22 protein-coding genes are annotated in these 23,504 nt (G+C 52.6%); all 22 read left to right on the top strand.

The genetic code is table 11. The features are described from left to right. Nucleotides 1-21 precede the first annotated feature (21 nt). A complete protein-coding gene (locus tag MKY96_RS09755) occupies nucleotides 22-1,413 on the top strand; it encodes a protein-glutamate methylesterase/protein-glutamine glutaminase (protein WP_340940089.1) in 1,392 nt (463 codons plus the stop codon). Nucleotides 1,414-1,447: 34 nt separating this feature from the next. Beyond that, nucleotides 1,448-3,538, top strand: a complete 2,091-nt coding sequence (locus MKY96_RS09760; protein WP_339310139.1) for a chemotaxis protein CheA — start codon at nucleotides 1,448-1,450, stop codon at nucleotides 3,536-3,538. Nucleotides 3,539-3,565: 27 nt separating this feature from the next. Then, nucleotides 3,566-4,027, top strand: a complete 462-nt coding sequence (locus tag MKY96_RS09765; RefSeq protein ID WP_036692546.1) for a chemotaxis protein CheW — start codon at nucleotides 3,566-3,568, stop codon at nucleotides 4,025-4,027. Nucleotides 4,028-4,030: 3 nt separating this feature from the next. Next, the gene (locus tag MKY96_RS09770) at nucleotides 4,031-4,657 is read left to right on the top strand and encodes a chemotaxis protein CheC (protein WP_339310138.1); all 627 of its coding nucleotides are present in this window, start codon (nucleotides 4,031-4,033) and stop codon (nucleotides 4,655-4,657) included. Next, nucleotides 4,650-5,147, top strand: coding sequence for a chemotaxis protein CheD (locus MKY96_RS09775; RefSeq protein WP_036724701.1), 498 nt, complete (start codon nucleotides 4,650-4,652; stop codon nucleotides 5,145-5,147). Before MKY96_RS09770 ends, MKY96_RS09775 begins: the two co-directional genes overlap by 8 nt. A 2-nt stretch (nucleotides 5,148-5,149) precedes the next feature. After that, a complete protein-coding gene (locus MKY96_RS09780) occupies nucleotides 5,150-5,560 on the top strand; it encodes a hypothetical protein (RefSeq protein ID WP_340940091.1) in 411 nt (136 codons plus the stop codon). Between the two features lie 78 nt (nucleotides 5,561-5,638). Then, a complete protein-coding gene (locus tag MKY96_RS09785) occupies nucleotides 5,639-6,427 on the top strand; it encodes a FliA/WhiG family RNA polymerase sigma factor (protein ID WP_339310136.1) in 789 nt (262 codons plus the stop codon). A gap of 30 nt (nucleotides 6,428-6,457) precedes the next feature. Continuing rightward, a complete protein-coding gene (locus MKY96_RS09790; RefSeq protein WP_340940092.1) occupies nucleotides 6,458-7,861 on the top strand; it encodes a DUF342 domain-containing protein in 1,404 nt (467 codons plus the stop codon). Nucleotides 7,862-7,930: 69 nt separating this feature from the next. Next, nucleotides 7,931-8,239, top strand: coding sequence for a hypothetical protein (locus MKY96_RS09795; RefSeq protein WP_340940093.1), 309 nt, complete (start codon nucleotides 7,931-7,933; stop codon nucleotides 8,237-8,239). Between the two features lie 68 nt (nucleotides 8,240-8,307). After that, complete coding sequence (locus MKY96_RS09800) at nucleotides 8,308-8,880, top strand: hypothetical protein (RefSeq protein ID WP_340940094.1); 573 nt, start codon at nucleotides 8,308-8,310, stop codon at nucleotides 8,878-8,880. After that, complete coding sequence (locus MKY96_RS09805) at nucleotides 8,877-9,479, top strand: hypothetical protein (protein ID WP_340940096.1); 603 nt, start codon at nucleotides 8,877-8,879, stop codon at nucleotides 9,477-9,479. The genes MKY96_RS09800 and MKY96_RS09805 overlap by 4 nt, the downstream gene beginning before the upstream one ends. A gap of 161 nt (nucleotides 9,480-9,640) precedes the next feature. Further along, nucleotides 9,641-10,342, top strand: a complete 702-nt coding sequence (gene rpsB, locus MKY96_RS09810) for a 30S ribosomal protein S2 (RefSeq protein ID WP_036692565.1) — start codon at nucleotides 9,641-9,643, stop codon at nucleotides 10,340-10,342. Nucleotides 10,343-10,487: 145 nt separating this feature from the next. After that, nucleotides 10,488-11,138: a translation elongation factor Ts gene (gene tsf, locus MKY96_RS09815; protein ID WP_036724710.1), complete on the top strand. Its 651-nt coding sequence runs from the start codon at nucleotides 10,488-10,490 to the stop codon at nucleotides 11,136-11,138. Nucleotides 11,139-11,240: 102 nt separating this feature from the next. Further along, a complete protein-coding gene (gene pyrH / locus MKY96_RS09820; RefSeq protein ID WP_076078638.1) occupies nucleotides 11,241-11,969 on the top strand; it encodes a UMP kinase in 729 nt (242 codons plus the stop codon). Then, nucleotides 11,970-12,524, top strand: a complete 555-nt coding sequence (gene frr / locus MKY96_RS09825; RefSeq protein ID WP_036724711.1) for a ribosome recycling factor — start codon at nucleotides 11,970-11,972, stop codon at nucleotides 12,522-12,524. 78 nt (nucleotides 12,525-12,602) lie between these two features. Continuing rightward, nucleotides 12,603-13,370, top strand: coding sequence for an isoprenyl transferase (locus MKY96_RS09830; RefSeq protein ID WP_340940097.1), 768 nt, complete (start codon nucleotides 12,603-12,605; stop codon nucleotides 13,368-13,370). Between the two features lie 20 nt (nucleotides 13,371-13,390). Next, nucleotides 13,391-14,194 carry a phosphatidate cytidylyltransferase gene (locus tag MKY96_RS09835; protein ID WP_340940099.1) on the top strand — a complete coding sequence of 268 codons (804 nt, stop codon included), beginning with the start codon at nucleotides 13,391-13,393 and terminating at the stop codon, nucleotides 14,192-14,194. 23 nt (nucleotides 14,195-14,217) lie between these two features. Next, entirely contained in the window at nucleotides 14,218-15,357 is a 1,140-nt protein-coding gene (locus tag MKY96_RS09840; RefSeq protein ID WP_036724716.1) for a 1-deoxy-D-xylulose-5-phosphate reductoisomerase, read from the top strand. A gap of 147 nt (nucleotides 15,358-15,504) precedes the next feature. Beyond that, on the top strand, nucleotides 15,505-16,779 hold the full coding sequence (rseP, locus tag MKY96_RS09845; RefSeq protein WP_076078643.1) for an RIP metalloprotease RseP: 1,275 nt from the start codon (nucleotides 15,505-15,507) through the stop codon (nucleotides 16,777-16,779). A gap of 94 nt (nucleotides 16,780-16,873) precedes the next feature. Continuing rightward, nucleotides 16,874-18,322 carry a proline--tRNA ligase gene (proS, locus tag MKY96_RS09850; protein ID WP_036724718.1) on the top strand — a complete coding sequence of 483 codons (1,449 nt, stop codon included), beginning with the start codon at nucleotides 16,874-16,876 and terminating at the stop codon, nucleotides 18,320-18,322. Nucleotides 18,323-18,487: 165 nt separating this feature from the next. Continuing rightward, entirely contained in the window at nucleotides 18,488-22,819 is a 4,332-nt protein-coding gene (locus MKY96_RS09855) for a PolC-type DNA polymerase III (RefSeq protein WP_340940100.1), read from the top strand. A 191-nt stretch (nucleotides 22,820-23,010) separates the two neighbouring features. Next, nucleotides 23,011-23,478, top strand: a complete 468-nt coding sequence (gene rimP, locus MKY96_RS09860) for a ribosome maturation factor RimP (RefSeq protein WP_340940101.1) — start codon at nucleotides 23,011-23,013, stop codon at nucleotides 23,476-23,478. Nucleotides 23,479-23,504 lie beyond the last annotated feature (26 nt).

Below are 23,504 nucleotides of genomic sequence, written 5' to 3' on the forward strand. Positions count from 1 at the left end.
AGGCACAGAGGTGGAAAAGCTATGAGGCCATATAAAGTTCTGGTTGTTGATGATTCTGCATTCATGCGCAAGATCATTTCCGATTTAATAGAGAATGATGCCGACTTTCAAGTCACAGCGACAGCTGCCAACGGACGCGAGGCGATTGAGAAGGTTAACGAGCTTCGTCCGGATCTCGTAACCATGGATGTGGAGATGCCTGAGATGAATGGCCTGGAGGCGCTCAAAAGTATCATGGCCCAGCGTCCGCTCCCGGTGATTATGCTGTCCGGCATCAATGAAGAGGGGATGAAGGAGACGATTCTGGCCTTGGAGTGGGGGGCTTTCGATTTCATCCGAAAGCCGTCCATTTCAAACTCCCAGGATATCATCGCTGTCGGAGTGTCCCTCCGGGAGCAGATGAAGGAAGCGATGCTGGCGCGCGAGCGGCGTGAAGCCCGCGCTTCCGCCGTCAAATCGCCTGAGCCTCCTCCTCCCGCTGCTGAACCGCCTGCTCCGCGGGCTGTTGTGGAACCGGTAAGAAGGAAGCTGGAGCCGTCCAAGAAAGAAGCGGATAAAGCACCGCTTCTGGGCACGGAGAAGCCGAGGGTCAGGGCGCCGCTTGAACCGCCTGCTGACAAACGGAAGCCGGAAGCCCGCACTGAGCCGCCCACTGCGAAGCGGGTAGTCAAGCCAGCGCCGGCAGTGCCTAAACCGGCTCCCGAGAGGTTCAAAGGCCGCTCCCAGGAGGCGCCGGGCGCCGGATGGGCTGGACAACGGGCGGCTGCTGAAGTTGCTGCAGGCTCGTTCGCAGAACCTCCTGCAGCAACAGGAGGCCAGGCAAGCGGAAGCCGGAGCGTGCGCAAGCTGGTTGCTGTAGGCTGCTCAACCGGAGGTCCGAGAGCGCTGAAGGCGTTCCTGGAGAACATTCCCGGTGACTTCCCGGCACCGATTGTCATTGTCCAGCATATGCCGCCTAACTTCACCAAGTCGCTGGCCCAGCGTCTGAATACCTTCAGCGCGCTGGAGGTCGCGGAAGCGGAGCACGGTATGATTCTCCGGCAGGGTGCGGCGTATATTGCCCCCGGGGGCTATCACCTGACAGTGGTTCCTGCGCCTGGCGGCCAATACATGATAGAGCTTACTAAGGAAGAGGTCCGTAATGGACATCGTCCTTCTGTAGATACACTGTTTGAATCGGTATTGCAGCTTACCTCGCTGGAACGTCATGCCGTCATTATGACGGGGATGGGCAGCGACGGGGCCCGTATGATGAAAGCACTCTATGATTCGGGGGTGACATCAACCTTTGCAGAGAGTGAAGAAACCTGTGTGGTATACGGAATGCCGAGGTCTGCAGTAGAGTTGAAGTGTGTAAGACACATCCTGCCTTTGCAAGAAATTGCTCCAAGGCTGGTACAAGCCGTTAAATAATGGAATAGCGAACTCGAAGGGGAGGTACCCGCTCATGGACATGAACCAATACTTATCCATGTTTATTGATGAGTCAAATGATCATCTGCAGTCTTTGAACGAGAGCATGATGGGGCTGGAAGCGAATCCGGAGGATCTGAGTATTGTTCAGGTGATTTTCCGCTCCGCCCATACCTTGAAAGGTATGGCGGCTACAATGGGGTTTGAAGATTTGGCTTCGCTTACGCACCAAATGGAGAACGTGCTCGATCTGGTGCGCAATAACAAACTGCGGATGCAGGACTTCATTTTTGATACCCTGTTCCAAAGTATTGACGCGCTGGAATCCATGGTGGAGGATATCACCGGCGGGGGAGCGGGCAAGGCCGATGTAACAGCGATTGTCTCTTCCCTGCAGGCCATCGTACGCGGAGAGGTCCCTTCTGCCGGCAATGCTTCTGCTGAAGTCACTGCCGCTGCGTCCGGCAATGCCAGCGCGGCCCAGGTGTTCCTGGATGAATTCCAGTACTCCGTGCTGGAGCAATCCCTTCAGGAAGGCCATCAGGTGCTGTATGTGGATGTGGCGATCCGCAAGGACTGTCAGCTCAAAGCCGTACGTGCCTACATGGTCTTCGACCTTCTGGAGCGTTCAGGAGAAGTCGTGAAATCCTTCCCTTCGGTTCAGGACATAGAGCAGGAGAAATTCGATTACGGATTCTCCCTCTACTACATAACCCAAAAGGATGCAAGTGAGATTCAGAAGATGATTCTGAATCTGTCAGAGATCGAAGCGGTTACCGCTGTGGCGCTTGATCAGGAGTCACTTCGCCAAATGGGACAAGACACTGCGGCAGCTACAGCCGAAGCGCCCGCTCCGGCTCCGGTGCAGGAAGCTGCTCCCGTTGCTGCCGGCAATGCTTCCCCTGCGGCTTCTCTGCATCCCAAGGAAGAGAACGGCAAAGCTGCCCCGGCCCGGGCAGGAGGAGCGCCGTCGCCTTCCCGGACCATCCGTGTGGATATTGAGCGGCTGGATGTGCTGATGAATCTGTTCAGCGAGCTGCTGATTGACCGTGTCCGGCTGGAGCAACTGGCCTCAGAGGTGCAGAACGGCGATCTTACCGAAACGGTCGAGCATATGGGCCGGGTGAGCGGCGATTTGCAGAATATCGTCATGAAGCTCCGCATGGTTCCGGTAGACACCGTATTTAACCGGTTCCCGCGGATGATCCGCGATCTGGCGAAATCGCTGGACAAGAAGGTGGATTTAATCATCACTGGAGCAGATACAGAGCTTGACCGTACGGTGATTGATGAGATTGGCGATCCGCTGGTGCATCTGCTGCGCAATGCGGTTGACCACGGGATTGAATCCATTGCAGACCGGATTGCGGCCGGGAAGCCGGAGACCGGGACCGTCCAGCTCCGGGCCTTCCATAGCGGCAATCATGTGTTCATCGAGATTGAAGAGGATGGCAAGGGCATCTATCCGAAGAATGTCTTAGCCTCTGCTGTCAAAAAGGGTGTGATTACCCAAGAGCAGGCGGGCACGATGACAGATGACGAAGCGTACCAGCTGCTCTTCGCGCCTGGATTCAGTACAGCTGAGGTCATCTCTGATGTATCGGGCCGGGGCGTGGGTCTCGATGTGGTCAAATCCAAAATCTCTTCCCTGGGCGGTAACGTCACCATCTATTCCACACCGGGCAAAGGCACGAATTTCTCCGTTCAGCTTCCGCTGACCCTGTCGATCATTGCAGCGATGCTGGTTCGGCTTGGCTCAGAGAAATATGCCATTCCGCTCTCTTCCATCGTGGAGACTGGAATTGTGAAGCAATCCCAGATCCGCACCATTCACGGCAACCGAATGCTGGAGTTCCGGGGCAGCCATATTCCGCTGGTCTCCCTGAGCAAGATCTTCTCCATTCCGGACTATGATGAAAGCACGGAAGAGGAGACGGAGATCGTGGTTGTCCGCAAGGGAGAACGGCTGGTTGCCTTGGCTGTGCAGGACTTCATTGGCCAGAACGAAATTGTAATCAAGAATCTCGGCAAGTATCTCCCAGAGGTGCAGGGAATTTCCGGAGCCACGATTCTTGGAGACGGACAGGTAGCGCTTATTATCGATCCGAATGCTTTTATCAAATAATCAGGTTAGAACAGGGAGGGTCATTCCATGGCTGAAGATATCAAAGTAATTGTATTCAAGCTTGGCACTGAAGAATACGGCATTGAAGTAGAGAAGGTCCAGACGATTGAACGTATGATGCCGATTACCCGCGTACCGAAGACCTATTCCTTTATCAAAGGTGTGATCAATCTGCGCGGTGTTGTGATTCCGGTTATCGATCTGCGCGGACGATTCGGTATCGAAGAAGCGGAGCACACCGACCAGACCCGGATCATTATCGTCAATGTGAATGAGATGGAAGTAGGCTTCATTGTCGATTCAGCCAATGATGTCATCGACTTGAACCGTGACATTATCGATGTACCGCCGGATGTTGTAGGGGGTATCAAGGCGAAGTATCTGGATGGGGTAGCCAAAATTGGGGATGACCGTCTGTTGATTATGCTTAACCTGTCTGAAGTGCTGAACAAGAGTGAAATCGTGCAGCTGGAAAGCCTGGAGGGCTAGCCTATGGAGCTATTCAAGAATTTCAAAGACTTCAAAATGGATGTGCTTAAGGAAGTAGGGAATATTGGTGCCGGTAATGCGGCCACTGCCTTGTCCCAGCTGCTCAATAAGCCGATTGACATGGCCGTGCCTAAGGTACAGCTGCTCAGCTTCGAGGAGATCACTGATAAGGTGGGCGGAGCGGAGGAGCTGGTATACGCTGTATTCCTGCGTGTGGAAGGTGAAGCCCCGGGCAACCTGTTCTTTATTCTTACCCCGGAGGCGGCAAGCAACCTGCTCAGCCGGATTGCCGGCATTGAAGTCTCAGGCGGCGGTGAGCTGAGTGAGATGGAATTATCCGCACTAAGCGAGATCGGCAATATTCTGGCCGGCTCTTATCTCTCTTCCCTGGCGGACTTCACCTCCCTGACCATGTATCCGACCGTGCCGGCGCTTGCAATGGATATGGCCGGAGCGATTCTTGGCTACGGGCTGCTGCAGTTCGGTCAGATGGGCGATGATGCGCTGCTGATCGATACGACTTTTTTAGAAGGCCAAAATGAAATTGAAGGACAATTCTTCCTTATTCCCGATCCGGAATCGTTCCCCAAAATATTCAAGGCTTTAGGAGTACCGTTCGACAATGATTGAAGAGCAGAGCATCATTAAAGTAGGTATGGCGGATCTGAACGTAGGCAGCCAGGACAGCCTTATTCGTACGACCGGTCTCGGCTCCTGCGTAGGTCTGACTCTGTTTGATCCCGGTAAAAAGCTGGCGGGGATGGCTCATGTCATGCTGCCCTCGTCAGAGATTGCCAGGGAGGGACAGCTGAATATCGCCAAGTTCGCTGATACTGCTGTGCCTGAGCTTTTGGCCCGCCTGCTGGGGCTGGGGGCGGTTAGAAGCCGGATTGTGGCCAAGATGGCCGGAGGCTCGCAGATGTTTGCTTTTGCCGGAGGGAGTGACACCATGAGGATCGGGCCTCGGAATGTGGAATCCTGCAAGCTTGCTCTTGAGAGCCTTCATATTCCGCTTATCGCGGAGGACACGGGCGGCAATTATGGGCGCACGATAGAAATCTCCTGCAATACCGGAGTGATTTTTATCCGCAGCGTTCAAAAAGGCCCGAAGGAAATTTAGCCATGAACAGGAAACTATTACTGAATATTGTGGCCGGACTGATCGGATTTGTACTAACCTTCCTTGCGAACAACGGACAGAACCTGCTGGGTACCAGCCTGATCCGGGGCCTGTACGGATTTATTATCTGGTTTGTGCTTGCTTTCTTCCTGAGATGGGTATTGGGTTTTATTATCGGAAAAGAATCCTCAGACCCGGAAGCCGGTTTGTTCGATAACGGAGAGTCTCTTGGCGGGAAGCTTGATATTAGTACACCTGAAGAGGATCAGGAGCTCAAAGACCTGCTAACCCCAAAACGGGAGGCGGTCAGTGAAGAGCCCGGGGGGTTCACGCCTTTGCAGCCTCCGAAGCTAGTCTCTATGAAAGATCCTGAAGAATTGGCCAAGGCCGTTCGTCACCTGAAAGAAGAATAAGCGAGTGCTGCGGCGAAAGTCCGTCATCTTGCGCCGCATGTTTGCCCGCTGACTAAACTTTGGGAAGGGTGAAAGCCGTTGAACGAGCGTAAAGCAACTCAGTCGGAAACAGACCTGCTTTGGGAGCAGTGGAAAGAGCACGGCGATCCTGAAGCTAAAAAAAAGCTGATTGAGAGTTATCTCCATATTGTTGATTACGTGTCCAGCCGTCTGGCAGTAGGGCTGCCCAAAAACGTCTCCAAGGACGATTTGGCCAGCAACGGTGTCATGGGACTCATTGATGCGATCGAAAAATTCGACTACAAGCGGGGGCTTCAATTCCAGACCTATGCATCGTGGCGGGTTCGGGGAGCGATCCTTGATTCTCTGCGGCAAAGTGACTGGGTTCCCAGATCCGTACGCGAAAAAGCGAAAAAAATCGAGGATGCCTACCAGCAGCTGGAGCAGAAGTATTTGAGATCGGTAAGTGACGATGAAATGAGCAAGTATCTGAATATTTCGGAAACGGAGTTTCAGACGATGCTGCAGGATGTCGCAGTAATGTCGCTCTGTTCACTCGAAGATCCTATACGTGAAGAAGAATCAGAGACACGAATGTCCATATTGGTAGATGACAAGGCCAAGAATCCGGACCGTAAAGTGAATGAGTTCTACCTGCGGGATACGCTAACCAAAGGCATCGAGAAACTAACAGTGAAAGAACGGACCGTCGTGTCCCTTTTATATTATGAGGATTTATCTTTAAGCGAGATTGCGGAAGTGATGTCACTGTCTCCTTCGCGAATCTCCCAGCTTCATTCCAAAGCTATTTTGCGGCTAAGAGGAACACTTGAGAAGAACCGGGACCTTCTAATGCAAAATGATTAACCGGGTGACGGTGACAAGGGGGAGCAGAAATTGATCGGTCAATATGTATTGAGCCAATACCTGAGCATTACTTTTTCGGAGGATAAGGGGATTGCTTACCTTCAGTTCACCAAGAAGGATGAGAATTTCACCTGTTCGGTCGAGGACCTTGAGAGCTTCCTGTCCAGTCACAATATTCGTTTCGGTATCCAGCATGATATTGTGCAGCGGATTAGCAGCAACCCGGAAGAATATTTCTGGAACCGGGTGCCGATCGCGATTGGACAGCCTGCTGTCAACGGTAAGGATGGCCGCATTGTGCTGACCGTTGATATGGAGGAGGACCGCAAGCCTCTGGAGAAAGAGGATGGCAGGGTGGATTACAAAGAGCTGGTCCGGCTGCATAATGTAAGGAAGGGCCAGCTTATTGCCAAGGTTATTCCGGCAGAGAACGGTGTGAGCGGCAGAACGGTAACCGGGGAGGAGCTTCCGTTCCGGGCAGGGAAGGAGGCTCATTTCAAGGTAGGCAAGAATGTGGTGGTGGATCAGGAAGAGACCTCCATGTATTCGGCGATTGACGGATTGGTCACGCTGACAGACAAGGGCAAAATCAATGTATTTCCGGTGTATGAAATCAATGGTGATGTGGATTACAGCACAGGCAATATTGATTTCGTGGGCACGGTGGTCATCCGCGGCAATGTGCTTACCGGCTTCACCGTCAAATCCGCAGGAGATATCCGGGTGGTCGGCGGGGTAGAGGGGGCCGAGCTGATATCGGGCGGGTCCATCGAGATTACGGGCGGCATCATCGGATATAATAAAGGCCTCGTCAGCGCCGGTAAAAATGTTAAGGTCTCGTTCATCCAGGATGGCAATGTTATGGCCGGTGAGGATATTATCGTCTCCCAAAGCATTATGCATTCCAGCATCCGGGCTGGCCGAGATGTACTGTGTAACGGGGCCAAAGGCTTAATCGTCGGCGGAATCGTACAGGCAGGCGAGCGTGTGATCGCCCGTACCATCGGCAATACCATGTCTACAGCTACAGCGATTGAAGTGGGCGTTGTTCCCGAGCTGAGAAATGAGATCAACGAACTGCGCCAGGAGCTCCGGCAGCTTCTTGAGAATGAGGACAAGACCAATAAGGCGCTGTATCTGCTTAATCAGCTGGCGAACAATGGCCAGCTATCGCCAGATAAGGTGGCGCTTCGCGTCAAGCTTAATGCAACCAAGCAATCCCATATGCGTGATGAAAAGAGAATTAAAGAGCGTGTGCTGGAGATCGAGCGCATGCTGGAGGACACCGGCAGAGCTAAGGTTGATGTCGTCAAGACAATCTATGGAGGCTCTAAGATCGTAATCGGCAGATATACCAGGTTCGTCAAGGACCCGACGGAGCGGGTATCCTTCATTTACAGTGAAGGGGATATATCCATAATACCGTATGTATAATCAGGCAGGCAGCCGAGGCGGCCTGCTATTCCTTGATTCTGTAACCAATGAGTGGAGAAGAGGGATCTTATGAGTCTGAAACCGGTGGAACTGCAAATTGCGCTGCCCCGTACCCATGATGCGGGCAAAGTTCAGAACAACCTTCAGCAGCGTCCTGCACTCGACCAGCAGCAATTGGCAGGCCAGAATATCAAGCATAGCCAGGAAATCTCGCTGCGCAGCACTGAGGTTGACGAGTCTGCAGAATCGGCGCTGCGGGATGGCGGCAAGGGGAGCGGCTCTGGCAGTCAGCCTCATCCGCGCAAGCCGGATAAGCAGGAGAACACCCATGATGCCGAACATCCTTATAAAGGGCACCGTATAGATTTCAGTCTCTGATTGGGACAGAATAACCGCAAATGCAGTTAAGGCATCCTATGAATTAAACGCAGAAGGAGATTACACACTTGGAACCATGGGTATACATCGTGCTGGTAGGCGCAGTTGCTATTGTTTATGCCCTGCGGCTGCCGGCCAGGACGGGTAAGGAAGACTCGGAGAAGAAGAGCCTGAAGGAGACGGAGGCGGCTCTGGAGCTCTACATGGCCGATATCGAGCATGAGAACTCCGAGCTGCTGAAGCTGGTGGGCAGTATTAAGACACAGTCACAGAGCAATAAGGCGGCCCTGCAGGAAGAGATCGGTGTACTGCGGGAGCAGGTGGGCGAGCTGCAGAAGAGCCTGCTGCTGATGGATGCGCGGCTGACCGCAGAAGAGAAGGGACTGCTTCAGCTGTCAGCAACCTTCTCGCGGGACGCCTCGTCCGGACACGCGGAGAAGCCCCAGGGCAGGGAGCAGGCTGCCGAGGCAGTGCCTCCTGTTAAGCCAAGACCCGTCAGCTCCATCAAGCTGCGGTATCCCCGGCTGTTCGAGCTGCATGAGCAAGGGAAATCAATTGATTCTATCGCCAAGACCGCCGGTCTGCAGCGGGGCGAGGTGCAGCTGATCCTGCAGCTTGCGCAGCAGGAGGAATCCGTATGATGAAGAACCGGTTCTTTATGCTGGGACTAGGGATCGGACTGATCGCCGGCGCGCTGCTGCTGCAGCTGATGATAGCCGGACGGACGGCGCCTCTGACCAAAGAAGAGCTGATCCGGCAAGCGGCTAGCCTGAACCTGACTGTTGTAGATCCGGCAGAAGCTGCTGCAACAGCAACGCCGTCCCCGGAGGAAGCGGCCGAGGCCCAGGCTTCCGGGACGCCAGCAGCAACGCCGGCAGCTACGCCTGCTGTCCCGCCCAAGCCGGCTGCAACGCCAAACGCCGCAGCGACACCGGGCAAGCCTTCGGCACCTGTGCAGCCGCAGAACACTGCGGAGCCTGTTACAGAGGCTCCGGCTACACCTGAAGCGCCTGTGGCTGCGGTGGACGGGGTAATCTCTCTTAAGATTCCCACTGGAATTACGCTCGCCCAGACGGCAGATCTGCTTGCGGAAGCCGGGGTTATCGAGGATAAGAACAAGTTCCTCCAGACGGCAAACAGCCGTAAGGTGAACACTATCATTCAATACGGCAGCTACAGCTTCACCAAGGGAGAGAGCATCAACTCCATTATTGACAAGCTGATTACCGTAAAAAAGTAATCGTTGCATAGGCTGTTTTAATATGATATATTAATTGACGGTGTTAAAACACACGCCGGTTGATTTCGACAAGGGGTGCTTTCTTCTGAAGAAAGTCTTGCTGAAAGATGACGCGCGGCGGAGGAGACACACAATAAACCAAACTTAGGAGGTGTGTGAAGATGGCAGTAATCTCCATGAAGCAGCTTCTCGAAGCTGGGGTACACTTCGGTCACCAGACTCGTCGTTGGAACCCAAAGATGGATCGTTATATCTTCACTGAAAGAAACGGAATTTACATTATTGACTTGCAAAAGACAGTCAAGAAGGTAGAGGAAGCTTACAACTTTGTAAAGAGCGTCGCTGGCGACAACGGCACAATCCTATTCGTAGGAACAAAGAAGCAGGCACAGGATTCCGTAAAAGAAGAAGCTGAACGTTCGGGTATGTTCTTCATTAACCAGCGTTGGCTCGGCGGTACCCTGACTAACTTCCAGACTATTCAGAAGCGTATTGACCGCCTGAAGAAATTGGAAGCTTGGGAAGAAGACGGTACCTTTGCAGTATTGCCTAAGAAAGAAGTTATCCTTCTCCGCAAAGAGAAAGATCGTCTTGAGAAATTCCTGGGCGGTATCAAGAACATGAAAGGTCTTCCAAGCGCGCTGTTCATCATTGACCCGCGTAAAGAGCGCATTGCAGTAGCAGAAGCTCGCAAATTGGGTATTCCTATCGTAGCTATCGTTGATACTAACTGCGATCCGGATGAAATTGACTACGTAATCCCAGGCAATGACGACGCAATCCGCGCCGTGAAGCTCTTGACTGGTAAGATGGCTGATGCTGTTGTTGAAGCTCATCAGGGCGAAGACACAACTACAGCTTAAGTAGTAACCGGAACATAAAACATAAACTTAAATGAAAAGGGTGGTTGGCAGGTGGATAACCTCTCACTGCCCTTTTTTTAAAATGCAAGCAAGTACCGCTTTATGCCCGCGTATGACAACGACTATGACCCTGGAGGGAATAACAATGGCAGTAGATGCAAAAGCAGTGAAGGAACTTCGTGAAAGAACAGGGGCAGGAATGCTCGATTGTAAGAAAGCGCTGGAAGAAGCAAACAACGACATCACCAAAGCAGCAGAATTGCTTCGTGAAAAAGGTCTGTCCGCAGCAGCGAACAAGGCCGGACGTATTGCTACTGAAGGTACTGTAGAATCCTATATCCACGCTGGCGGCCGTATTGGCGTTCTGGTGGAAATCAACTGCGAAACTGACTTCGTAGGCAAAACGGATTCCTTCAGAGAATTCGCGCGCGACATCGCTATGCAAATCGCAGCAGCGAACCCGCTGTATGTCCGCCGTGAAGAAGTACCTTCTGCAGACGTAGAGAAGGAAAAAGAAATTCTTAAGGCACAAGCGCTGAACGAAGGCAAGCCTGAGAAGATCGTTGAAAAAATGGTGGAAGGCCGCATCAGCAAGTTCTATGAAGAATACTGCCTGATGGAGCAATCCTTCGTTAAAGACCCGGACAAGACAATCTCCCAGCTGCTGAATGAAAAAATCAGCACGATTGGCGAGAACATCACCATCCGCCGCTTTGTTCGTTTCGAACTGGGTGAAGGTCTTGAGAAGAAAGTCGACAACTTCGTAGAAGAAGTTATGGCACAAGTAAAACAATAATAACTGCATGACATTGAATAAGAACTGAATACAGGCAAGCATCAAAAGAGCGGAACACATACAAGTAGTGTTCCGTCTTTTGTAGAAAGTGAGGGTATATAATTGGAACAACCGGTATTTAAGAGAGTAGTCCTTAAGGTAAGCGGTGAATCGCTCGCCGGACAGAATGGCTATGGCATCGATGCCGATACGATCATCTCTATTGCAGAGCAGGTCAAGGAAGTCGTGGAGCTTGGAGTTCAGGTTGCGATTGTATGCGGCGGTGGCAACATCTGGCGCGGAATCGCCGGAAGTGCAAGCGGTATTGACCGGGCAACAGCCGATTATATGGGAATGCTGGCAACAGTGATGAACTCGCTGGCATTGCAGGACGCTCTGGAGCAGATCGATGTCCCTACCCGGGTTCAGACCTCTATCGCCATGCAGCAGATTGCTGAGCCTTATATCCGCCGCCGGGCGATCCGGCATCTGGAGAAGGGCCGCGTAGTTATTTTTGCCGCAGGGACAGGGAATCCGTTCTTCTCGACAGATACTACAGCAGCACTTAGAGCAGCCGAGATTGAAGCCGAGGTTATCCTCATGGCCAAGAATAAGGTAGACGGCGTCTACTCAGCAGATCCGTTCAAGGACAGCACAGCCGTTAAGTTCGAGCAGCTTACTTACATGGATATTCTGAACAAAAACCTGGGGGTTATGGATTCTACCGCTTCCTCACTCTGCATGGATAATAATATACCGCTCATTGTGTTTGCTATTACAGAGCAAGGCAATATTAAACGCGTCGTTCTCGGCGAAAAGATCGGGACGATCGTTAAAGGGAGTGTAAATTAAATGCCACAATCGGTTAAGAAGAATGCCGAAGAGCGTATGGAAAAAGCAATTCTCTCGCTGAAACGCGACTTGGCAACACTGCGGGCAGGACGCGCTTCGACGTCGCTGCTGGATCGCATCCAGGTTGAGTATTACGGTGCTCCAACTCCGATCAATCAGCTGGCTAACATCAGCACACCGGATTCCCGGACCCTGCTGATCCAGCCGTGGGACAAAACTTCAATGTCAGACATCGAAAAGGCGATTATGAAATCCGACATCGGGATTACACCTGCCAATGACGGTACGATTATCCGCCTGTCGATTCCTCCGCTTACCGAAGAACGCCGCACTGAGCTGGTGAAATTCACCAAGAAGTTCGGTGAAGAAGCTAAGGTAGCGATCCGCAACATCCGCCGCGATGCCAACGATGACATCAAGAAGATGGAGAAGAACGGCATTTCAGAAGATGAATCACATGGACATCAGGAAGATATCCAGAAATCAACGGATAAGTTCATAGCTGAAGTCGACAAAGTGCTCTTGTCCAAAGAAAAAGAGATTATGGAAGTATAACGAAATTCATGAGACTTCAGGCCCCTCCGTTAATGGTGGGGTTTGTCTCTTTCTGATAAGAGCTTGGAGGAAACGGAAATGATCAAACGGATTCAAGAATGGCTGAGCCGTAAAGACAGGCAGGAGCCAGTCGAGATTTCACCGGATAATATTCCCCGGCACGTAGCGATAATTATGGATGGCAACGGGCGCTGGGCGAAACGGCGCGGTATGCCCCGGGTTGTGGGCCATCAGAACGGGATGAAGGCAGTCAAACGTGCTACCATTGCAGCGAATGACCTCGGAGTAGAATTTTTGACTCTGTACGCTTTCTCTACGGAGAACTGGACCCGGCCGAAGGATGAAGTGGATTTCCTGATGCGCCTTCCCGTAGAATTCCTGGCTATTGAACTGGATGAACTCATTGAGAAGAATGTACAGGTGCGCGTAATGGGCAACACGGAGGCTTTGCCTTCCCATACCCGCAAGGCGATGGAAGAAGCGGTCGCCCGCACACTAAGCAATACCGGACTTATACTTAATTTTGCTCTGAACTACGGCGGTCGCAAAGAGATTGAGGACTGTATGCGCGCTCTGGGCAAGGATATCCAGGCAGGAATTCTGTCTCCTGAAGAGATCACTTCAGAGCTGATTGACAACAGATTGTCATCCAGCGGATTACCCGATCCTGACCTGCTCATCCGTACGAGCGGAGAGATGCGGCTCAGTAACTTTATGCTGTGGCAAATCGCCTATAGTGAATTTTGGTTTACGGATGCGTACTGGCCGGAGTTCGACAAGTCGCATCTGATGCAGGCTGTGGCTGAATATCAGCGCCGCACACGCCGTTATGGTGGATTGAAGTAGCCTGATGGGAGAGGGATTCTTTGAAGCAGCGATTGATCACCGGAATTGTTGCCGGGGCCTTGTTTTTAGGGTTATGCTATTGGGGAGGCTGGCCGTATCAGCTGTTGCTGACTGCGATGGCCCTCATCGGCTATTATGAATTTGTGAAAATGACAGGTACAGCCACCTTCGGGCTGACTGCTGTATTTGGTTATGCCTCTGTAGTAGGCTTTATGATTCCTTGGGATCTCCTGGGAACGAATAAGCTATTCTCCTGGGAACAGGGGATATGGCTGGTATTGCTGCTGTTCCTGCTGGTCACTGTCTTCAGTAAGAATAAGCTTGATATCAAAATGACCGCGATGATGTTCACTGGCATTGTTTACATAGGAATGGGGTTCTCGTATATGGGAATCGCCCGCGGTGCGGGAGATGGCCATGGCCTCTTCTGGACGATCCTGCTGCTGTGCTGTATATGGGGCAGTGATGCCGGAGCCTATTTTGTTGGCAGAAGCTTCGGGAAGAACAAGCTGTGGCCTGCGATCAGTCCTAATAAGACTATAGAAGGCGCGCTTGGCGGAGTATTGATTTCTGCTGTCATATCGATTGTGTTTGCTATACTGGTTCCTGATCTGCTGACTATCGGACGCGCGCTGCTGATTGGAATTGCCTGCGCTGTGCTGGGTCAGCTTGGAGATCTTGTACAATCTGCCTATAAACGGGTGTACGGTATTAAGGATTCAGGCTCACTCTTGCCGGGTCACGGTGGCATCCTGGACCGCTGCGACAGCTGGATCATCGTATTTCCTTTCGTACATATCGTAATGCTGATGCCTTACTATTAACGACAGGAAGAAGGAAAGCAACTGTGAAAAGAATTAGTATTCTCGGCTCCACGGGCTCCATCGGTACCCAGACGCTGGATGTGGTAGCTATGCATCCGGAAGCTTTTGAAGTCGATGGACTGGCGGCGGGAAGTAATACTTCACTGCTGCTGGAACAGGTCCGCCGTTTCAAGCCTCGCCGTGTATCGGTATCCACGAAGGAGCTTGCAGAGGAGATCAGATCCAGTCTGCCTGCCGGTGTAGAGCTGTATAGCGGAAGTGAAGGTCTGGTGGAGATTGCTGCCGGAGGCGATGCACAGACAGTCGTAACTGCGCTTGTAGGCAGTGTAGGACTTCAGTCTACGCTGGCGGCGATTGAAGCCGGCAGACATATTGGACTGGCTAATAAGGAGACACTGGTGACCGCCGGACATCTGGTTACAGAGCTGGCTGGACGCAAAGGCGTGAAGCTGCTGCCAGTGGACAGTGAGCATTCGGCGATTTTCCAATGCTTAAACGGGGAGAACCGTGAGGATGTGGCTTCAATTACCATTACTGCCTCGGGCGGTTCATTCCGTGATTATAAGCGTGAACAGCTTACGAATGTTACCGTAGCGGACGCACTGCGTCACCCCAATTGGAGCATGGGGGCCAAGATTACTATTGACTCGGCAACCATGGTTAACAAAGGCCTGGAGGTTATTGAAGCCCACCATTTGTTCGCCCTTCCGTATGAGCAGATTGATGTGGTGCTGCATCCGGAGAGTATCATTCACTCCTATGTGGAGTTCTGCGACAGCAGCATTATTGCTCAGCTTGGGACTCCTGATATGCGGGTTCCCATTCAATATGCGCTCACCTATCCCGACCGCTGGCCGTCTCCTGCGAAGCGTTTGTCTCTGGCTCAGGTAGCCAGCCTGACCTTCCGGGAGATGGATTATGAGCGCTATCCGGCGCTGAAGATGGCTATTGACTGCGGCATAGCGGGCGGCACATTCACAACAGCCTTCAATGCAGCCAATGAGGTCGCCGTGGCCCGCTTCCTGCGCGGTGAGATTCCCTTCCTGCGGATTGATGAGATTATTGATGAAGTGCTTCAGCGTCATCAGGGTGAAGCGAACCCCGGTCTGGAACAGATTCACAGTAGCGATATAGCTTCCCGGGAGCTTGCGGCTGTCCTGTAAAGGGATAAGAGGCCTTTGGAAACGGTGAATATGGCTGTACCCTGAAAAATAGGTGTGGACTGTTGATTCTCTTGTGCCCTGCCTTGGAATAATGATAAATTAAGAGGACATACTTCGGTCTTACACCTTAAGGGGGAATGTTGCGCTATGGAGATGGTAAGAGTTGTTTTTTTAACGGTGTTTATGTTCTTTGTTCTGGTGACTGTCCATGAATGGGGACATTATTATTTTGCCAAACGCGCCGGAATTCTTGTACGGGAATTTGCGATCGGTTTCGGTCCGAAACTGTTCTCTTATAAACGCGGTGAAACCCAGTTCACGCTCCGCCTGCTGCCCTTCGGGGGATACGCCCGTATGGCCGGCGAAGACCCGGAGATGGTTGAGATCGGCCCCGGGCAGACCATTGCTGTCCGGCTGGGCCAGGATAACAAGGTAAAGAATATTTACCTTGATTCCCTGGATACGCGCAGAAATGTTATCCGCGGCGAAGCGCAGTTCACGGATCTGGAGAATGAACTGAAAATCCGCCTTGATGTCGATGGTGAAGTGACCACCTATGATGTGAATCCGCAGGCGATGATGATCAAAGGCACCCAGCAGACGCAAATTGCGCCCAAGGACCGCCAGTTCGGCAGCAAAACCGTCGGCCAGCGCGCGATAGCGATCCTGGCCGGACCGGTGATGAACTTCATTCTGGCGTTTGTGCTATTTGCACTTCATCTGCAGATGGCCGGAATCCCGGTGGAGAATCCGACCTATGTGAAGATCGGTGACGTCAGCGTAGGAATGCCTGCACAGGAAGCAGGTCTTCAGAAGGGCGACATCGTCGTCACTGTGGACGGGCAGGCCATCGGCGGAGATTACCAGAAGATGATCAAGCTGACTTCAGCCTCCAAAGGCAAAGAAATGAACTGGACGCTGAAGCGCGGCGAAGAGACCTTGAATGTGACCATGATTCCCCGTGGAATGGAAGGGGAGCAAGGCGGCAAGGTTGGAATTACGCCGGAGCTTCCTACCCGCAAGGCCGGAGTGGGGGAGACAATTACCAAGTCCGGTACAGCGATGGTCGACACCACCAAGCTGATTTTTATCGGCTTCAAGCAGCTGATCAACAAATTTAATATGGATGATATCTCCGGGCCGGTAGGCACGTTCCAATTGACCGGGCAGATTGCCCAGCAGGGGATTCAGTATTTGACCTATTGGGCGGCTATTCTCAGCCTGTATCTAGGGATCTTCAATCTTCTGCCGATTCCTGCACTGGATGGCAGCCGGCTTGTATTCCTGGGTGTTGAGGCACTGCGCGGCAAGCCGGTGGACCCGAGCAGGGAAGGCATGGTCCACTTTGTAGGCTTTGCCCTGCTGTTCCTGGTGATGATCGCTGTTACGTATAATGATATTTTACGCCTCATAAGCGGCTGACGGATGTCATATCTTTTTTATCCCGTGATGCATTTGATTGGGCTTCATAGCTAATGTGCAATCTGAGGGGCGAATAATAGGAGGATTTCTTCACATGGCCAAAGACAAGCAGTTCGTTACAGAGATCACGCCGCAGGGCGAGGATTTCTCACGCTGGTATATCGATGTTATCAAAAAAGCGGACCTGATGGATTATTCGCCGGTCCGCGGCTGTATCGTGTTCAAACCGGACGGCTATGAAATCTGGGAGCATATCCAGGAGGAAATGAACCGCCGCCTGAAGGCGACCGGTCACCGGAACGCCTACTTCCCGCTGTTCATTCCCGAGAGCTTTTTCCAGAAGGAGAAGGAACATGTGGAGGGCTTCAACCCGGAGCTGCCTTGGGTCACTGAGGCCGGAGGCGATGTGCTGGAAGAACGTCTGGCGATCCGCCCTACGTCCGAGACCATGTTCGGCCATATGTATTCCAAGTGGATTCAGTCTTACCGCGACCTTCCCGTGCTGATCAACCAATGGGCCAACGTGGTCCGCTGGGAGAAACGTACCCTGCCGTTCATCCGTACGACAGAATTCCTCTGGCAGGAAGGCCATACCGCGCATGAGAATGAGACGGAAGCACGCGAAGAAACGATGAAGATGCTTGATAACTACCGCGACTTCGTGGAGACCTTTCTGGCTATTCCGGTAGTGACCGGACAGAAGACGCCATCCGAGCGGTTTGCCGGTGCTGTGGATACGTATTCCATTGAAGCGATGATGAAGGATGGACGGGCTGTTCAGGCGGCTACCTCCCATTATCTGGGCACCAAGTTCGCGGTTGCTTTTGATATCCAATATCTGAACCGGGAGAATGTGCTGGAACATGCACACACCACCTCGTGGGGCTCTACCACGCGTCTGATCGGTTCCCTCATCATGGTGCATGGTGACGACCGCGGACTGGCTCTGCCGCCGAAGGTAGCACCTACGCAGGTCATTATGATTCCAATCGGACCGCCTAAGACCCGCGAAGCGGTTATCGGACGTACCGACGAACTGTTTGGTGAGCTTAAGAGCGCCGGAATCCGCGTGCGTGTGGATGACCGTGCGGATGTAACTCCGGGCTGGAAGTTCAATGAATATGAAATGCGCGGCGTCCCTGTCCGTCTGGAGCTTGGACCGCGTGATATGGAGAATGGCGTCTGCGTGCTCGTATCCCGGATCAGCGGCGAGAAGAAGGTCATTCAGCAGGAGAACCTGGTTGAAGAAGTGAATGCGATGCTTGCGCAGGTCCACCAGGAAATGTACGAGCGGGCACTGAAATTCCGTGAGGATCATTTCTATTCCGTAGACACTCTTGAGCAGATGAAGGATTCCATGGAGGAGAAACGCGGCTTTGCGCTTGCAGGCTGGTGCGGCTCTGAGGAATGTGAGGATAAGGTCAAGGAAGAGACCGGCGCAGGCAGCCGTAATATTCCGTTCCACCCGTCAGAAACGAAAGAGACCTGTATTTGCTGCGGCAAGCCTGCTCAGCATACGGTTGTATTTGCCAAAGCATATTAATCGGTAACCTTATATTTGTTCATTTATTATATCAGCTTCTGGCGAGAGGAGTCGGCGGGCCGCAAGTACCCAATGCTTTTTAAGCCGGAGGCTTTTTCTTACAATAGAGTATTAGAATGACGTCGAAGTCTTACGCCAATTATTGCCGAGTTAGGTGGGGAATGCATGGAGCAGAACGTGGAGAGAAGAAAGAGATTTGAGCTGTTGATGAAGCAGGGGGAGATTCCGCCTGCCATGATTGATCCTTATTTTGTAGACGGACAGATTGAACGGGTGGAGATTAGCCGCGGCAACCATGACTGGCATATCGTGATTGCGAAGACAACCCTGATTCCCGCCCAGACCTACCGGGCATTTATCCTTAGAATGCGTGAGAAGCTGCAGCATATTGCCAAGGTCAGCTTCTTGTTCCTATATGATGATACTGTAAGCAGAGCCGATATTGTGCAGGAGTACTGGGGCATGTTCCTGGAGTGGGTCCAGCGTGAGATTCCGTCCGTCAACGGTTGGCTGACGCGCTCCAGCCAGGAGCTGCAGGACGGCACGCTCATCCTTAGCCTGAACGATTCGATGTCGCTCGAACTGGCCCGCAAAAAGGGTATCGAAGCCGCCATTATTAAATATTATGATAAATACTTCGCGCTCCCGCTCAAGGTCAAGCTGCAGATGTCTGAGGATGAGACCAAGAACAAAGCGGATGCCTATGAGGAATTCCAGCAGAAGCTCCAGCAGGAGCAGCGTGAGTTGGTAGAGCTGATGATGATGAACAGTGAGCCGGACGAGCCTGAAGAAGCCGGGGACCCGGGCGAGGTCATTAAGCTTCAGATCGGGAATGACATTAAGGAGCAGGCCGTCTCCATTCTGGAGATTCAGGATGAAGAGAAGAAGATTACGATCCAGGGGACGATCTTCGGGCTGGACAGCAAGGAGCTGCGTAACGGGAATACGCTGTTCACCTTCTGCATCACAGACTTTACAGATTCCCTGCAGATGAAGATGTTCGCCAAAACCAAGGAAGAGCTGAAGATCATGGGCCAGCTGGCTAACGGCAAATGGGTCCGTGCGCGCGGCAAAGTGGAGTATGACCGGTTCATGCAGATTCCCGAGCTGGTGATGATTCCTTCGGATCTGACCGAGGTGTCGGCGCCGCCTGCCCGTAAGGACAATGCCAAGGAGAAGCGCGTGGAGTTCCACCTGCATACGACTATGAGCACGATGGATGCGGTAGCACCGATTGATGCCTATGTCAAAACAGCTGCGAAATGGGGCCACCCGGCACTTGCAGTTACCGACCACGGCAATGTTCAGAGCTTCCCGGATGCGAATCATGCCGCTCATAAGCATAAGCTCAAGATGCTCTACGGTGTGGAGGCCAATGTCGTCAATGATGCGGTCAATATCGTGGAGAATGCACAGCCGCTGGAGCTCAAGACCGCAACCTATGTCGTCTTCGACATCGAGACCACGGGGCTGTCCATCACACGCAATAACATCACGGAGCTTGCGGCGATCAAGATGTGCGAAGGCAAGGAGCTGGACCGTTATACCACCTTCGTGAATCCGCATGAGAAAATCCCCTACCACATCCAGCAGCTGACGAACATTACGGATGAAATGGTCAAGGATGCCCCGGATCTCGCGCCGGTACTGGAGGAGTTCGTAGAGTTTGTAGGAGATAGCATTCTCGTTGCGCACAATGCGCGGTTCGATATGGGCTTCATTCAAGCTTCTCTGAAGAAGCTGGGGCAGCCGGAGCTGCCGAATCCTTCACTGGATACGCTGGAGCTGGCGCGTCTGCTCTTCCCCAAAATGAAGAACCACCGGCTCAATACGCTTGCTGACAAGTACAAGGTACTGCTGGAGAGCCATCACCGTGCGGTGGATGACACGATAGCACTGGGCGGGATTCTGAACGGTCTCTTGGCCGATGCGGAGAAGATGAAGGGGATGACCCGGCTGGACCGGCTGAATGACTATGTAGGCAATGACCTGTCGAATGTGCGGCCGTTTCACTGCGGCATCTATGCACTGAATCCCATCGGCAAAAAGAACCTCTACAAGCTGATCTCCATGTCGCATACCGAGTACTACAAGCGGGTGCCCTGCATTCCCAAATCGAAGCTTGAAGAGCATCGTGACGGACTGCTTGTCATATCCGGCTGTGAGCGGGGCGAGTTCTTCGAGGCTGTACTGAACAAGACCGTGGAAGAGGCGATTGAGGTTGCCCAGTTCTATGATGTGCTGGAAATCCAGCCGCTGACCATGTACATGCATCTGGTGGATAAAGGGTTCGTAGCGAGTCCGGAGGACCTGCGGGGAGTTGTACGCAAAATCTGTGAGATTGGCGAGCAGATAAACAAGCCGGTGATAGCCACTGGGAATGTGCACTATCTGGAGCCGCGCGATAAGCTGTTCCGCGATATTACGATCCACGGGATTACCGGATTCAGTCCGCTGAAGGACCAGAACAAGCCGGATGCCCACTTCCGTACAACCGATGAGATGCTGGCCGAGTTCGAATATCTGGGTGCAGCCAAAGCGAAGGAAGTCGTGGTCACGAATACTGTTGAGCTGGCTGAGCGGTTCGAGGAATACGATCTGTTCCCAAGCGATCTCTTCACGCCTATTATTGAAGGGGCGGATGATGAGATCCGCAATACCTGCTATGACACAGCCAAATCGATCTACGGCGAGGAGCTGCCTGAAGTAGTGGTTGCCCGTCTGGAGAAGGAGCTGGCCCCGATTATTAAATACGGGTTCTCCGCCAACTATCTGATCTCGGAACGGCTGGTCAAAAAGTCGAACCAGGACGGTTATCTCGTCGGCTCCCGTGGATCGGTAGGTTCATCTGTGGTGGCTACTTTCCTGGGCATCTCGGAGGTTAATCCGCTTCCGGCTCACTATATTTGCACCAATCCCGAATGCAGGCACAGTGAATGGTTCCTGGACGGAAGTGTGCCGAGCGGCTTTGACTTGCCGGATAAGGACTGCCCGGATTGCGGCGGCAAGCTTAAGGGAGAAGGACAGGATATTCCGTTTGAGACCTTCCTGGGCTTCAAAGGGGACAAGGTTCCCGATATCGACCTTAACTTCTCCGGGGAGTATCAGCCGAACGCCCATAATTTTACCAAAACAATGTTCGGTCCGGACAATGTATTCCGCGCGGGAACTATCGGTACAGTGGCGGAGAAGACTGCCTTCGGCTTCACCAAGAAATATGAGGAGCATCACCAGAAGCGCTGGCGCGGTGCGGAGGTCGGACGGCTTGCCGCCGGCTGTACCGGTGTGAAGCGCAGTACAGGGCAGCATCCCGGCGGTATCGTTGTTTTGCCGGACTACATGGAGATCGAAGATATCACTCCGGTGCAGTTCCCGGCGGATGATGTTACAGCCGAGTGGAAGACCACCCATTTCGACTATCACGCCTTCGATGCCAACCTGCTGAAGCTCGATATTCTCGGCCACGATGATCCGACCATGATGCGGATGCTGCAGGATCTGACTGGCGTCGACCCGACGACCATTCCAATGAATGATCCGAAGGTGATGAGCATGTTCAACTCTACGGATGCGCTCGGGGTAAGGCCGGATCAGATCCGCACCCCGGTAGCCACTTATGGAGTGCCGGAGATGGGGACGAAGTTCGTCCGCCAGATGCTTGTCGAAGCCAAGCCGTCCAGCTTTGCCGATCTGCTACAGATTTCGGGGCTGTCCCATGGAACCGGCGTGTGGCTGGGAAATGCCCAGGAGCTGATCAAGAACAACACCTGCAACATTAAGACGGTAATCGGCTGCCGTGATGATATTATGCTCTATCTGATCTATAAGGCGGGCATGGATGCCAGTCTGGCCTTCAAAATTACGGAGAGCGTGCGTAAAGGGAAGGGCTTGCCGCCGGAGTGGATTGACGAGATGAAGAATTGCAAGGTGCCGCAGTGGTACATTGATTCCTGTCTCAAAATCCAGTACATGTTCCCGAAGGCCCATGCTGCGGCTTATGTTATTTCAGCGGTGCGGACAGCCTTCTTCAAGCTGTATCATCCGATAGAATACTATGCGACTTACTTCTCGGTCCGCGCGGCGGATTTCGATATCGAGCTGTGCTGCAAAGGCTACGAAGCCATTGCGCGCCAGCTGGTAGAGATCGAAGCCAAGGGCTTCCAGGCGCTGCCTAAGGAAAAAGCCATGCTTCCGGTCCTGGAGATGGCCCTGGAGATGACCGCACGCGGCTTCACCTTCAAGAACATTGATCTGTACCGCTCGGACGCTACCAAATTTACGGTAGACGGTACCAGCCTGATTCCTCCATTCTCCTCGCTTGCGGGAATCGGGGATAATGCTGCGATTAATATCGCCGCTGCCAAGGACGCAGGAGAATTCCTCTCCATTGAGGATTTCCAGCAGAAATCCAAGGCCAGTAAAACGGTGATTGAGCTGCTCACGGGAATGGGCTGCTTCCGGGGATTGCCGGAGAGTAACCAGCTTTCACTGTTCTGACAACCGGCTTAAGTGATAGCATATATAGTCCTTTAAAAAGGGGAGTCAAGGGCTGGTACTTGTCAGTGCTGCCTCACTATGGTATAATTTTTTTGGTAATAATGAGATAAGTCCGTTGTGTAAAGAGTGGGGAAACCCACTCTTTATCTTTGGTATATAGCAAAAGACAAGTTCGTGGAGGTAATCTTCTTTTGAGCACACCCAAATCCAAAATTAAACAAACGGTAGAGCAGCTGCTCGGGTCCTATCTCGAGGACAATGGTTTCGAACTGGTGGACGTTGAATACGTGAAGGAAGGCTCCAACTGGTTTCTGCGCGTATTCGTAGACAAAGAGGGCGGCATCGATATCGATGACTGCGGGTCCATCAGCGAATATATCAGCCAGAAGCTGGATGAGAATGATCCGTTCTCCGAAGCATATTTCCTTGAAGTCTCCTCGCCGGGAGCTGAGCGTCCGCTCAAGAAAGCCGCGGATGTCGCCAAGGCAGTAGGCAAGGACGTATATGTAACGGTCTATGAGCCGATTCAAGGACTCAAAGAATTCGAAGGACGGTTGCTCTCGTTCGAGAACGAGGAACTGCTCATCTCCGCGGGCAAAAAAGAACATGTGGTACCGTACGCCAAGGTCGCCAGTGCGAGATTGGCCATTATTTTTTAACGTCTTGAAAGGGGGACCGGAATTTC

This window comes from Paenibacillus sp. FSL R7-0302 (assembly GCF_038006885.1).
Classification (GTDB): Bacteria; Bacillota; Bacilli; order Paenibacillales; family Paenibacillaceae; genus Paenibacillus_AQ.

Bases quoted from the DNA above. Each gene is read 5' to 3' on its own strand.
- rseP (WP_076078643.1), top strand. From the start codon at position 15,505: ATGGAGATGGTAAGAGTTGTTTTTTTAACGGTGTTTATGTTCTTTGTT.
- frr (WP_036724711.1), top strand. From the start codon at position 11,970: ATGCCACAATCGGTTAAGAAGAATGCCGAAGAGCGTATGGAAAAAGCA.
- MKY96_RS09855 (WP_340940100.1), top strand. From the start codon at position 18,488: ATGGAGCAGAACGTGGAGAGAAGAAAGAGATTTGAGCTGTTGATGAAG.
- MKY96_RS09795 (WP_340940093.1), top strand. From the start codon at position 7,931: ATGAGTCTGAAACCGGTGGAACTGCAAATTGCGCTGCCCCGTACCCAT.
- rpsB (WP_036692565.1), top strand. From the start codon at position 9,641: ATGGCAGTAATCTCCATGAAGCAGCTTCTCGAAGCTGGGGTACACTTC.
- MKY96_RS09775 (WP_036724701.1), top strand. From the start codon at position 4,650: ATGATTGAAGAGCAGAGCATCATTAAAGTAGGTATGGCGGATCTGAAC.
- proS (WP_036724718.1), top strand. From the start codon at position 16,874: ATGGCCAAAGACAAGCAGTTCGTTACAGAGATCACGCCGCAGGGCGAG.
- MKY96_RS09755 (WP_340940089.1), top strand. From the start codon at position 22: ATGAGGCCATATAAAGTTCTGGTTGTTGATGATTCTGCATTCATGCGC.
- tsf (WP_036724710.1), top strand. From the start codon at position 10,488: ATGGCAGTAGATGCAAAAGCAGTGAAGGAACTTCGTGAAAGAACAGGG.
- MKY96_RS09830 (WP_340940097.1), top strand. From the start codon at position 12,603: ATGATCAAACGGATTCAAGAATGGCTGAGCCGTAAAGACAGGCAGGAG.
- MKY96_RS09765 (WP_036692546.1), top strand. From the start codon at position 3,566: ATGGCTGAAGATATCAAAGTAATTGTATTCAAGCTTGGCACTGAAGAA.
- MKY96_RS09770 (WP_339310138.1), top strand. From the start codon at position 4,031: ATGGAGCTATTCAAGAATTTCAAAGACTTCAAAATGGATGTGCTTAAG.
- MKY96_RS09805 (WP_340940096.1), top strand. From the start codon at position 8,877: ATGATGAAGAACCGGTTCTTTATGCTGGGACTAGGGATCGGACTGATC.
- MKY96_RS09780 (WP_340940091.1), top strand. From the start codon at position 5,150: ATGAACAGGAAACTATTACTGAATATTGTGGCCGGACTGATCGGATTT.
- MKY96_RS09760 (WP_339310139.1), top strand. From the start codon at position 1,448: ATGGACATGAACCAATACTTATCCATGTTTATTGATGAGTCAAATGAT.